Source organism: Chromobacterium sp. INPA-IVC (assembly GCF_059047085.1).
The window spans coordinates 474,626-486,284 of sequence record NZ_JBTNLS010000001.1; the positions used below are offsets into that span (position 1 = coordinate 474,626).

Here is an 11,659-nt window from a genome sequence, read left to right on the forward strand (position 1 = left end):
GCCTTACTGACGGATTTCGCGCAGCCTGCCTTGCCGCAACGGCTCAGACTGGGCTTTTCAGATGGCCGCTTTTGCTTCCGCCGCGGGACTGCAGTAGCATGTGCGCCCCGCGCAAGCGCGCGGCAGAACAACGAAGCAACAGGCCGCAAAGGCAACAACAATAATGACTGACAATTTCCGCGGCGGGGTGGCGCCATGATGGTGGCCACCCACGTCGCATTCGGCGCGTTCTGCGCGGTGTCCGCGGCGCTGATCCTGCACTTGCCCGCCATGATGGCGGTGCTGCTGCTGGCCGGCGGACTGGCCGGCTCGCTGCTGCCGGACATCGACCACCCCCAGAGCTGGCTCGGCCGGCGCATTCCCTTTCTTTCCCGCCCCATCGCCTATCTGTTCGGCCATCGCGGCATCACTCATAGCCTGCTGGCGGTGGTCGGCGTGTTTTACGCCAGCGCCGCCTGCCTGCATGGCTGGGACGTGCGGCTGGGCCATGCGATGCCCATGGTGCTGGGCTTGTGCGTCGGCTACGCCTCCCACTTGGTGGGCGATTGGCTGACGCCCGCCGGCATTCCGCTGCTGTGGCCGATCCGGGTGCGTTTCCGGGCGCCGCTGATGCTGCTGCGCCCCAAAATGGCCGAACCCATCATGACGGTGCTGCTGTGGTTCGGGGCGGGTTTCCTGATGTCGCGCGCGCTCTAGCTGTTGCATCCGCGCCCCGGAAATCGTTCCGGCTTCCGGATCGCGCGCGGAATGCCATGCGCGGCGGCTCCGCGCGGGTATGCTATCGGGTAGCCGCCGCATCCTGACTGCTTGGGCGGCGAGGCCGAATGGCGGATGCGCCTGCCGCCGGCCGGAACAGGGGACGGAATGAAAAAATGGATGGCGCCCGCGGCGCTGTTGCTGGCGACCGCGCTGGCCGGGGGCTATTACCTTTACCAGCGGGAGGCCGAGGCCGCTCGCCAGGGCACGCTGTACGGCAACGTCGACATTCGCGAAGTGGCGCTGGCCTTCCGCGTTTCCGGCCGGCTGGCTTCCGTCCAGGCGGACGAAGGCGACAGCGTACAGCCGGGGCAGATCCTGGCGCGGCTGGACGTGGAGCCGCTGAAGAACAGCCTAAACGCCGCCCTGGCCAACGAGGCCGCGTTGGCGGCGCGCAACGCGCTGATGCGCAAGGGCAACCGCAGCGAAGACATCGCCCAGGCGCGCGCCAGGCTGGAGGCGGTCCAGGCCGCCGCGATCCAGTCCGAGAGCGAATACCGGCGCCAGCGTGATCTGGTGCCGGCTGGCGGCAGCAGCCGGCAATTGCTGGAGGCCGCCCGCTCGCAGCGCGATCAGTCGCTCGCCCAGCGCGACGCCGCCGCCCAGCAGCTGAAAGCGCTGGTCGCCGGTTTTCGGCCCGAGGAGATCGCCGAATCCGACGCCCAATTGAAACAGGCCCGGGCCAGCGTCGCCTCCGCGCGGCTGGCCCTGAAAGACGCCAGCCTGCAATCCCCCAGCGCCGGCATCATCCTCGCCCGCGCGGTGGAGGCCGGCAGCATGGTCCAGGCCGGCACCCCGGCGTTCACGCTGTCGCTGCGCCAGCCGGTATGGGTCCGCGCCTATGTGGGCGAAGCCCAGCTAGGTAAGTTCGCCGCCGGAACCGAAGTGCGCGTATCCAGCGACAGCCGCCCGGACAAGACCTATCGCGGCGTGGTGGGTTTCGTGTCCCCGACTGCCGAGTTCACGCCCAAGTCGGTGGAGACGCCCGATCTGCGCACAGCGCTGGTCTATCGGATACGCGTGGTGGTCGGGGATGCCGACGCCGCGCTCAGCCAGGGCATGCCGGTGATGGTGAGGCTGGCGCAGTGAGCGCCGCCATCCGCGCCGCGGGCCTGGGCAAACGTTTTCCCGGCGCGGCGGCGGATGCGGTGTCCGGCGTGGATCTGGACATCCCGCCCGGCTGCGTGGCCGGATTGGTGGGGCCGGACGGCGCCGGCAAGACCACGTTGCTGCGCATGCTGGCCGGCCTGCTGACGCCCAGCGCGGGGGAGGCGAGCGTGGCTGGGCTGAACCCCGTCGCCGATAGGGACGCGCTGCGGCGGAGCATAGGCTATATGCCGCAGAAGTTCGGCCTGTACGAAGATCTGACCGTGCAGGAAAACCTGGATCTGTACGCCGATTTGCGGGAAGTGCCCATCGCCGAGCGCGAGCGGGACTTCGCGCGCCTGCTGGCGCTGACCGACCTCGCGCCGTTCACGGGCCGCCACGCCGGCAAGCTGTCCGGCGGCATGAAGCAGAAGCTGGGCCTGGCCTGCTCGCTGCTGGGCAGGCCGCGCGCCTTGCTGCTGGACGAGCCCGGCGTCGGCGTCGACCCCATCTCCCGGCGCGAGTTGTGGAAGCTGATCCGCGCGCTGTCGACTGACGGCATCACCGTGCTGCTCAGCACCGCCTACCTCGACGAGGCGGAATCCTGCGACAGGGTCTACCTGATGGCCGGCGGCCGGATCCGCGCCGGCGGGCCGCCCGCCGAACTGACCGCGCCGCTGGCCGGGCGCTGCCTGCAACTGGCCGGCATCGCGGGCAACCGCCGGCGTCTGCTGCAGCGCCTGTTGCGCCAACCGGAGCTGATGGACGGCACGATACAGGGCCACAGCCTGCGCCTGTTGCTGCGCGACGAAAATCGCTGGCCCGACCTGGCCGCGGCGGAGGCGGGCACGGATGCCAGACTGCAGCCCGCCCGGCCCAGGCTTGAGGACGCGTTCATCAGCTTGCTGGGCGGCGGCCCGGGCGGAGACTCGGCGCTGGCGGAAGTGATGCCCGACCTGCCGCGCCGCGGCGACGAAGCGGTGATCGAGGCCCGGCGGCTGAGCAAGCGCTTCGGCGACTTCCGCGCCGCCGACGACATCAGCTTCGCGGTGCGCCGCGGCGAGGTGTTCGGCCTGCTGGGGCCGAATGGCGCCGGCAAGTCCACCACCTTCAAGATGGAGTGCGGCCTGCTCAAGCCCAGCGAGGGGCAGGCGCTGGTCATGGGGCTGGACTTGAAAGCCAGCCCCAGCGCCGCCCGCCAGCAGCTGGGCTATATGGCGCAGAAGTTTTCGCTGTACGCGCAGCTGACGGTGCGGCGCAATCTGATGTTCTTCTCCGGCGTCTACGGCCTGGCGGGTAAGGCGCAGCGCGACAAGGTGGCGCAGATGGAGCGGGTATTCGGCCTGGGGCCGCACATGGACAGCCCGGCCGGCGAGCTGCCGCTGGGCTTCAAGCAACGGCTGGCGCTGGCCTGCGCGGTGATGCATGAGCCGCCGCTGCTGTTTCTGGACGAACCCACCTCCGGCGTCGATCCGGTCACTCGCCGGGAGTTCTGGACTCACATCAACGGTTTGGCGGAAAAGGGCGTCACCGTGCTGGTGACCACCCATTTCATGGACGAGGCTGAATACTGCGACCGCATCGCGCTGGTCTATCGCGGCCGGCTGCTGGCGCTGGATACGCCGGACGCGCTCAAACGCCGCGTGGAGAGCGCGGCCTTGACCGATCCGACGATGGAGGATGCCTTCATCCAGCTGGTGGAGGAGGCCGACCGATGAACCTGCGCCGCCTGGCCGCGCTGTGCCGCAAGGAGAGCTATCAGATCGTCCGCGACCCCAGCAGCATCCTGATCGCCTTCATCCTGCCGGTGGCGCTGTTGTTCATCCTGGGATACGCGGTGAATCTGGACTCCGCCCACATCCGGCTGGGTTTGCTGCGCGAGGATGGCGGCGGCGCCGCGCAACGGCTGGCCGCGACGCTGTACGCGACGCCGGCGCTGGACGTGCAGCCGCTGCGCTCCCGTCCGGAAATGGAGGAAAAACTGGCCCATGGCAAGATACGCGGCGCGGTGGTGATTCGGGAGGGGTTTTCCCGCGACTGGATCGCCGGGCGGGGAACGGTTCAATTGCTGACTGACGGCGCGGAGCCGAACACCGCCAACTTCGTCGCCGCCTATGTCCAGGGCGCCTGGCTGCGCTGGCAACAGGCCGAAGGCGACGAGCGCGCCCAAGCCATCACGCCAGCCATCGATATCCGCCAGCGCTTCTGGTTCAACCCCAGCGCTGAGAGCCCCAATTTCCTGGTACCCGGCACCATCGCCATCGTGATGACCATCGTCGGCGCGCTGTTGTCCTCGCTGGTGGTGGCGCGGGAATGGGAGAGGGGCACGATGGAAGCTTTGCTGGCCACGCCGGTGAGCCGCGCCGAGCTGCTGCTGTCCAAGATATTGCCGTATTACGCGCTGGGCATCGCAGCCATGCTGCTATGCCTGATCGTCGCCGTGTTCGTGATGCGGGTGCCGTTCCGCGGGCCGCTGTGGCTGCTGTGGCTGATGTCCTCGCTGTTCCTAGCCAACGCGCTGGGCATGGGCCTGTTCCTGTCCACGGTGATGCGCACCCAGTTCGACGCCGCCCAGGCCGCGTTGACCGCCGGCTACCTGCCGGCGCTGATGCTGTCCGGCTTCGTGTTCGAGATTTCCAGCATGCCGGCGCCGCTGCAATGGCTAACGCGCATCCTGCCGGCGCGTTATTTCGCCAGCACGCTGCAGACGCTGTTCCAGGCCGGGGTGATTCCATCGCTGCTGTGGTTCAACGCCGCCAGCCTGATCCTGCTGGGCGCGTTCTGGCTGGGGCAGACCGTGCGCAAAACCCGCCGCACGCTGGACTGAAGCCATGTGGCAACGATTGCTGTGGCTGATCATCAAGGAACTGCAGGCGCTGGCAGGCAATCGCCAGGGGCGTCTGTTGCTGGTGGTGCCGGTGCTGCTGCAACTGGTGGTATTCCCCTTCGCCGCCACGCTGGAGGTCAAGCACGCCAGCCTGGCGGTGTACAACCAGGATGCCGGCGCGGCCTCGCAAGAGCTGGTGAAGCGGCTGGCGGCCAGCGCCACTTTCGACCATGTGGCGCCGATGCGCAGCTACGATGAGCTGCGAGACTGCATCGACCGGCAGTGCGCGCTGCTGGCGGTGGTGTTTCCGCAGGATTTTTCGCGCTCGCTGGCCGCCGGCCGGCCGGCCGCGCTGCAGGTGATCGTGGATGGCCGCCGCTCCAACAGCGGGCAGATCGCCAGCGCCTATATCGGGCAAGTGGTCGCCGCTTACCAACAGGAGCGCGCCGGCCCGGGGCCGCAACTGTCGGTGCGCAATCTGTACAACCCCAATCTGGAGTTCCAGTGGCACGTGCTGCCCAGCCTAGTGGCCATCATCACCACCATAGGCTGCCTGATCGTCACCGCCTTGTCGGTGGCGCGGGAGCGCGAGGAGGGCACTTACGACCAACTGCTGGTGTCGCCGCTTACGCCGGCCTATGTGATGGCGGGCAAGGCAGTGCCGGGCGTGCTGGTGGCTTTGCTGCAGGGAGGGTTGATCGCCATCGCCGCTGCCTGGATTTACCAAGTGCCCTTTGGCGGCTCCATCGCGCTGCTGCTGATCAGCATGGCCAGCTACGGTTTGGCGCTGGCGGGCGTAGGCTTGTTCATTTCGTCGATCTGCCGAACCCAGCAACAGGCGTTTCTGGGCGTGTTTTCCTTCATGGTGCCGGCGGTGATCCTGTCGGGCTACGTGTCGCCGATCGAGAACATGCCGGACGCGCTGCAATGGCTGGCGCGGATCAATCCGCTCAGCTACTTCATCCCCATCCTGAAGGGAGTGTTCCTGAAAGACTATGGCTTCGCCGACGCCTGGCCGTGGCTGCTGCCGCTGTGGCTGATCGCCGTGGCCACGCTGAGTCTGGCGCTATGGCGTTTCCGGCGCCATGTCGAGTAGCGGCGGCCGGCGCATGATGCTGGCCGCGTGCGGCAGCCCCTGCAGCGCGCCGCGCAAGATCCGTTCGCAGCGGGGTAGGGCATCGGGACTGGCCTCCAGCAGCTCGTACAAGCCCAGGAACAGGCAGACCAGATAGTCCGCCGCCAGCCCGATGTCCAGCGACGCGGGCAGCTCGTTCTGGGCGATGGCCCGCCGCAGCTGTCTGCGCGCGTAGTGCGTGGTCAAGCGGTCCGCCAGTTCGCGTCGCCGCAGCACGCTGCGGTTTTCCTCGATCTGCTCGCACTTCTGATACAGGATCTGGTACACCCGCTGCGGCGAACCCGGCTCCAGGAACTGGGCCAGGTAGTAAACGCCGGCCGCCAGCAGCGTATCGCCGGCGGATTCGCCTTGAGAGGGGAAGCGCAGCGCGTCCAGCGCGAACGCGCGGTCTATCATCGCCTGGCACACTTCCATCTTGTTGTCGTAATGCCCATACACCGCGCCGCGCGACACCATCGCCGCATCGGCGATCTCGGCCATGGTGGCGTTGGCGATGCCTTTGTCCAGAAACACCCGCTCCGCGCCATCCAGTATCGCGTCCCGGGTTTTCTGCGAGTCTTCCTTGGTTTTGCGGGCCATCCGTCTCTTCTTTCATGTCATTGTCCGTCACATTGTGTCATTATTTAATCAATCATGCGTGATTAATTAAATGCTAGAATGGCCATTCCTCATCGCTCTTTACTGTAACGACGCCATGCAGAATACCAATACCCACATCCGTGATCTGGACACGCTTCCCGTCTCCACGCTGTTCTGGCGCTACGCCATCCCCTCCATCGCCGGCATGCTGGTAACCGGCCTGTATGCGGTGATAGACGGCATTTTCGTCGGCCACTACGTAGGCAGCCACGGCTTGGCCGCGATCAACCTCGCCTATCCGCTGGTGATGCTGCAGGTGGGCCTGGGCGCGATGATCAGCATGGGCGCCGCCACCCGGATCGCGATCCAGCAAGGCGCCGGCGACATGCGCGCCGCGCGCGGCACCTTGCTGGCGGCGCTGGCGCTGCTGATTTTGCTGAGCGCGCTGATCCCCGCGCTGGGCCTGCCCAATATCGATATGCTGCTGTCCTGGCTGAAGGCCGATGTCCAGCCTCAGGTGGCGGAACAGGCGCGCGGCTATCTGCTGCTGATGCTGTCCGGCGCCGGCCTGACCATGGGGCCGATGCTCCTGACCTACCTAGTGCGCAACGACGGACGGCCCAAGCTGTCCACCGCTTTGATGACGCTGGGCGCGCTGCTGAACATCGGCCTGGATTATTTGTTCGTCGGCGTGATGGGCAAGGGCCTGGCCGGCGCGGCCGTCGGCACGCTGCTGGCCGAGGCCGTGGTGCTGCTTCTTGCCCTGGCGTATTTTTTCAGCCCGCGCGCGGCGCTGCGCATCCAGCTGGGGCGGCTGCGGCCGGACTGGCAGGGCTTGTGGCCCATCCTGGCGCTGGGCGCCCCCAGCCTGCTGATGGAGCTCAACCTGGCGCTGCTGCTGTTCGCGCACAACCGCCAGCTGCTGGTGTGGGGCGACGACCTGAGCGTGGCCGCCTATGCGGTAGCGGGCTATAGCGAGTCGCTGTTCACGCTGGTGATCCACGGCCTGGCGGTGGGCATGCAGCCGCTGCTGGGGCACGCCATCGGCGCAGGTCAGCCCGAACGGGCGCGCGCGGCTTTGCTGCATGGATTGAAAGTGGGTCTGGCCATCGGCGTGGCCGCATGGGCGGCGGTCCAGCTGTTTCCCGCCTGGATCGCCGGCTGGTACAGCGACGGCAGCAGCGAACTGATAGAAGCCGGCAGCCGCGCGCTGCGCCTGCATCTGCTGGCCATGCCGCTGGATGGGCTGGTCATCGTCGGCGCGACAGCCTTGCAAGCCATGGCGCTGACCCGGCTGGCGCTGGGCGTGACCATAAGCAAAACCGTGCTGCTGCTGCCCGCCTTGGCATTGCTGCCGATGGCCATGGGGCTAGACGGCGTCTGGCTGGCGATGCCGCTAGTCAATCTGGTGCTGGGTCTGGCGGTGGCCGCGCTGCTATGGAAGCAATTCGACCAGTTGCAAGGCGCAGTCGGCGTTCGACATGCATAACAGACGGAAATGATATTTGATTTATGTCATATTGATATCTCAAATCCAGAAATGGGAGGGGGACGATATGGCGCATTTCGAACAGCCACGCCAGCAGGAGATGGCGCGCCGCGACCAACTGTTGCGCAACCGCCTGCTGGAGGCCGGCATCCAGCAATATGTGGCCAGCGGCACGGAGAGCATCTACTACCTGTCGGGCATCAGTTACGAACCGTTGGAGCGCCCGTTCTTCCTGATGCTGGACGCCGCCAGCGGCAAGCGCAAGCTGCTGGTGCCCCAGCTTGAGCATGCGCACCTGAAGCAGGCCTGGAATGTCGCGGAAGAAGATGTTCACAGCTACCGCGAGTACCCGGCGCCGGCGGGGCAGCGCTGGGAGGACGCGCTGATTCCGCTGCTTTGCGACCGCTTCGCCTTCGATCCCGCCACGCCGCTGCACCACGCCGAATTCATGCAATCGCTGGGCGGCCGCGCCGACGACGCGCTGGACCGGATACGGATGGTCAAATCTCCATGGGAGATCGCCAAGCTGGCTCGCGCCGGACGCTACGCGGCGGATGGCGTGAACCAGCTGCTGCGCGGCGTTTACGACGGCGTGTCCGTAGCGGAGGGCTATGCCACCGGCCAGCAGCTGCTGCGGCGGATCATCCGCGAGGAGCCGGATTTCGACCCGCTGTGCACCCGGGTGCTGCTTGCGCCCTGGCCGGCGCCGCTGAGCGCGCAGCCGCATGCGATTCCGCAGTTGTCGCAACGGCTGAAGGATGGCCCCCACGTGGTGATTTCCGTCGTACGCCTGGACGGCTACACCGCCGAATGCGAACGCACCTTCTTCACCCGCGCGCCCACCGCCGCCCAGCGCGAGCGTTTCCAGCTGATGGGCGAAGCGCGCAGTCTGGCGATGTCCATGCTGAGGCCTGGCGTCGCCTGCGGCGAGATCGACGAAAGGGTCAACGATTTCCTGCAAGACCGGAGCTTCGGCGATTGGCGCTTGCGGCTGCACCGCTGCGGCCATGGCCTGGGCTTGGGCAATCACGAAGCGCCCTGGCTGGCGCAGGGCAGCGCCGATGTATTGCAGGCCGGCATGGTGGTATCGATAGAGCCGGGCATCTATCTGGCGAATGAGGGAGGCTACCGCCATTCCGATACGCTGGCCGTCACCGACGAGGGCTGGATCAACCTGACCGGCCAAGCGGCGGTGGGGCTGGAAGCGTTGACCATTGCGGCCGCCAAGCCGGCCCAGAGAATGAAAGGCTATTTCATCCGCAAAATGGTTTCAGCCTAGAAAATATATCCTCTCAGATTTTCATCAATAAAATTAAACCCATAAAAATATAACTAGGCCAGTCTTTGACTGGCCTTTTTTCCTATTTCAGTCACTCAAACGTTTGAATTAATATTTGCAGCGAATATTTGCCATTTTATTGCAATAAATTTCATGTTATTAGCAGTGAAAGTGATATTTTCCATTCAAATAAAATAGGGGCTAACATGTCTGAAATGGGAAAATCCGTTGTCGTTGCGCCGGCCTTGATGGATGCGCCCGACAGGGAAAAACTGGTGGATGAGTTATATCTGGTGCATTGTGATATATTCGACGGCGTCAGCAAGGAGGATTTCGCCAGCTATGTCGTATATTCCAAAGCCAACGAAACGCGCATTCTGATTCATAAGAACGCGCAGGGACAATCGGTCGGTTATTGCGCGATCCATTTCTTCGAACAAAACCTGGAAGGGCGACAATCCACCGTGATCCGGATGGAGGCGGGGCTGATGCGCGCCTACCGCGGCAAAAACCGCAACGCGCCATTCGTTTGCCGCCAGGTGCTGGCTTACCGCCTGACCCGTCCTGGCCGCAGGATTTATTATCTGGGCGCTTTGGTGCATCCATCCAGCTATATGCTGCTGGACAAGTACGCCACCCGGGTATGGCCCAGCGCGCAGCAATCCTCGGAGCTGGATTACGGCGGCGTGATCGGCCAGCTGGCGCGGCTGTTCGGCCTCAAGCCGGTGGACCCGGACAAGCCGGGCGTGGTCCATGTGGGCTGGCAGACGCGGGACAACGAGGGCGACCGCAAGCTGTGGCAGGCCAGCCCCAACTCGGCGGCCCAGTTCTACATCCACAGCAACCCCGGCTATACCAAAGGTCATGGTTTGCTGACGCTGGTGCCGATCACGCTGGGTTGCATGGCGCACGCCACCGGACGCATGCTGTTGAACCGTCTGAGCCGGCTGTTGGCGCCGCATCCTCACGGCAGCCGCGGCTAAGGGGATGAGGCGGGCGGAGCCTGCCCTGGCAGGCTCCGTTGGAAATCCTCCGCCTGCGACAGCAGCCAATCCAGAAATCGCGCCAGCCGGGGCGATCCATGGCTGCGGTGCGGCCAGACCAGATAATAGGCGGATGAGTGGGCGGCTTCCCGCTCGCTGGCCAGGACCAGTTCGCCGCGACGGAGCAACGCGTCGGCAATGGAGCGGCGGGTCAGCGCCACGCCCAGGCCTCGGCGCGCGGCTTCCAGCATCTGCGTGGAGTCGGTGAACTCCAGCGCTGGCGGAGAGAGTGGCGGGAGGCAGCCTTCCGCTCCCGCCAACCAGCTTTCCCAGCTTTCGCTGGCCTGCAGGATGGGCGCTTCCAGCGCCCGAGCCAGCGAAGGGACGCCTTCCGGAAACAATCGGGGCGATGCCACCAGCAGCAAACTGTCGCCCATCAACCGCCTGGCATGCACGTCGGGCCAGTCGCCATGTCCAAAGCGTATCGCGCAATCCAGCGCCTCCGGCTCGAAGTCGGCAAACGCCATCGACGCATCCAGGCTTAGCCCAAGATCGGGGTGATGCCGCAACCAGTCACCCAGTCGCGGAACCAGCCAGTGTGTGGCGAAGGAGGGCAGCACGGACACCCGCAGCCGTTGCGCGCCGCCCCTTTTCCTCAGCCTGTCGCTGATAAGGGAGACATTGTCCAGCGCCTGCCGAATCTGGTAGGCGTAGATGCGGCCTTCTTCGGTAAGGCTGGTGCGGCGCCCCTTGCGGTTGAGCAACGCCACGCCCAGATATTCCTCCAGCGAGCGCAACTGGTGGCTGACCGCGCCATGCGTGACGTGCAGCTCTTCGGCAGCCGCCACCACCGAGCCCAGCCGGGCCACCGCGACGAAGGCGCGCAACGCCGACAACGGGGGAAGTGCCATGCCCATATTCGTCTCCTTGCCAGTCCGTCCGGCGCTTGACTTTCCTCATTATGAGCGCCGGCATCGGTTTCGCATGTTAAAAAAACTAACTTGAAGACGGAAAATAAGCCACACATCGCCTGCTCGGCGCTGGCTATGATTTGCCCATCCGGTCCACGACGGACCGGCTCAATCGAGGCAAGTGAAATGGCACAGCAAAATATTCAGGCTTTCCTGAACGATTATTTCGATGTCCTGCAGAACCAGGACCTGGATCTGTTCGATCGCGTGTTCCACCCTGACTGCATGCTGTACTCGCAGCAGGACGGCGCCACCATCCGGCGCTCCTTCGCAGAGTACCGGCAGATGGTCGCCGGCCGGCAATCTCCGCAGGCCGGCGGCCACCCTCGGCAGGATCAGGTGGTCATGGTGGACCAGCTATCCGACACCATGGCACTGGCCAAGGTCAGGCTGCGGCTGTTCGACAACATCATGGTCGATTACCTGAACCTGATGCAGGTGGATGGGAAGTGGCGAATTTTCGCCAAATTGTTCTACCGCGAGGGGCCGGCCGCATAAGGCCCCCAGCGCTGGAAGACGAAACGCCCGCGACGAGCTGCGGGCGTTAGTTTTTC

11 protein-coding genes are annotated in these 11,659 nt (G+C 65.4%); 9 read left to right on the forward strand and 2 right to left on the reverse strand.

Features of this window, described 5'->3' with window-relative positions; all coding sequences use genetic code 11:
• The first annotated feature begins 195 nt into the window (after positions 1-195).
• From ACX17K_RS01980 to ACX17K_RS02000, 5 genes are all read left to right on the forward strand, one after another.
• Positions 196-696 carry a metal-dependent hydrolase gene (locus tag ACX17K_RS01980; protein ID WP_046158107.1) on the forward strand — a complete coding sequence of 167 codons (501 nt, stop codon included), beginning with the start codon at positions 196-198 and terminating at the stop codon, positions 694-696.
• A 168-nt stretch (positions 697-864) separates the two neighbouring features.
• Positions 865-1,845 carry a secretion protein HlyD gene (gene hlyD, locus ACX17K_RS01985; RefSeq protein WP_493773464.1) on the forward strand — a complete coding sequence of 327 codons (981 nt, stop codon included), beginning with the start codon at positions 865-867 and terminating at the stop codon, positions 1,843-1,845.
• Positions 1,842-3,560 (forward strand): ATP-binding cassette domain-containing protein, encoded by a 1,719-nt coding sequence (locus ACX17K_RS01990; RefSeq protein ID WP_493773465.1) that lies wholly within the window; start codon positions 1,842-1,844, stop codon positions 3,558-3,560. Before hlyD ends, ACX17K_RS01990 begins: the two co-directional genes overlap by 4 nt.
• Entirely contained in the window at positions 3,557-4,669 is a 1,113-nt protein-coding gene (locus tag ACX17K_RS01995) for an ABC transporter permease (RefSeq protein WP_493773466.1), read from the forward strand. Before ACX17K_RS01990 ends, ACX17K_RS01995 begins: the two co-directional genes overlap by 4 nt.
• Positions 4,670-4,673: 4 nt before the next feature.
• Positions 4,674-5,765, forward strand: a complete 1,092-nt coding sequence (locus ACX17K_RS02000) for an ABC transporter permease (RefSeq protein WP_493773467.1) — start codon at positions 4,674-4,676, stop codon at positions 5,763-5,765.
• On the opposite strand, the gene ACX17K_RS02005 is transcribed toward ACX17K_RS02000, so the two are convergent.
• Complete coding sequence (locus ACX17K_RS02005) at positions 5,736-6,383, reverse strand: TetR family transcriptional regulator (protein WP_493773468.1); 648 nt, start codon at positions 6,381-6,383, stop codon at positions 5,736-5,738. The genes ACX17K_RS02000 and ACX17K_RS02005 overlap by 30 nt on opposite strands.
• Before the next feature lie 115 nt (positions 6,384-6,498).
• Here ACX17K_RS02005 and ACX17K_RS02010 point away from each other — a divergent pair, with 115 nt between their 5' ends.
• From ACX17K_RS02010 to ACX17K_RS02020, 3 genes are all read left to right on the forward strand, one after another.
• Positions 6,499-7,872: an MATE family efflux transporter gene (locus tag ACX17K_RS02010; protein ID WP_493773469.1), complete on the forward strand. Its 1,374-nt coding sequence runs from the start codon at positions 6,499-6,501 to the stop codon at positions 7,870-7,872.
• A gap of 67 nt (positions 7,873-7,939) precedes the next feature.
• Positions 7,940-9,151, forward strand: coding sequence for a M24 family metallopeptidase (locus tag ACX17K_RS02015; protein WP_493773470.1), 1,212 nt, complete (start codon positions 7,940-7,942; stop codon positions 9,149-9,151).
• Between the two features lie 275 nt (positions 9,152-9,426).
• Positions 9,427-10,134, forward strand: a complete 708-nt coding sequence (locus tag ACX17K_RS02020) for a hypothetical protein (protein ID WP_493773471.1) — start codon at positions 9,427-9,429, stop codon at positions 10,132-10,134.
• Here the strand turns inward: ACX17K_RS02020 and ACX17K_RS02025 are convergent.
• Entirely contained in the window at positions 10,131-11,051 is a 921-nt protein-coding gene (locus ACX17K_RS02025) for a LysR substrate-binding domain-containing protein (RefSeq protein WP_493773472.1), read from the reverse strand. The two genes, ACX17K_RS02020 and ACX17K_RS02025, sit on opposite strands and share 4 nt — an antisense overlap.
• Before the next feature lie 180 nt (positions 11,052-11,231).
• Between ACX17K_RS02025 and ACX17K_RS02030 the strand changes: the two genes are divergently transcribed.
• Positions 11,232-11,603 (forward strand): nuclear transport factor 2 family protein, encoded by a 372-nt coding sequence (locus tag ACX17K_RS02030; RefSeq protein WP_231163208.1) that lies wholly within the window; start codon positions 11,232-11,234, stop codon positions 11,601-11,603.
• Positions 11,604-11,659 lie beyond the last annotated feature (56 nt).

Bases quoted from the DNA above. Each gene is read 5' to 3' on its own strand.
- ACX17K_RS01980 (WP_046158107.1), top strand. From the start codon at position 196: ATGATGGTGGCCACCCACGTCGCATTCGGCGCGTTCTGCGCGGTGTCC.
- hlyD (WP_493773464.1), top strand. From the start codon at position 865: ATGAAAAAATGGATGGCGCCCGCGGCGCTGTTGCTGGCGACCGCGCTG.
- ACX17K_RS01995 (WP_493773466.1), top strand. From the start codon at position 3,557: ATGAACCTGCGCCGCCTGGCCGCGCTGTGCCGCAAGGAGAGCTATCAG.
- ACX17K_RS02000 (WP_493773467.1), top strand. From the start codon at position 4,674: ATGTGGCAACGATTGCTGTGGCTGATCATCAAGGAACTGCAGGCGCTG.
- ACX17K_RS02005 (WP_493773468.1), bottom strand. From the start codon at position 6,383: ATGGCCCGCAAAACCAAGGAAGACTCGCAGAAAACCCGGGACGCGATA.
- ACX17K_RS02010 (WP_493773469.1), top strand. From the start codon at position 6,499: ATGCAGAATACCAATACCCACATCCGTGATCTGGACACGCTTCCCGTC.
- ACX17K_RS02015 (WP_493773470.1), top strand. From the start codon at position 7,940: ATGGCGCATTTCGAACAGCCACGCCAGCAGGAGATGGCGCGCCGCGAC.
- ACX17K_RS02025 (WP_493773472.1), bottom strand. From the start codon at position 11,051: ATGGGCATGGCACTTCCCCCGTTGTCGGCGTTGCGCGCCTTCGTCGCG.
- ACX17K_RS02030 (WP_231163208.1), top strand. From the start codon at position 11,232: ATGGCACAGCAAAATATTCAGGCTTTCCTGAACGATTATTTCGATGTC.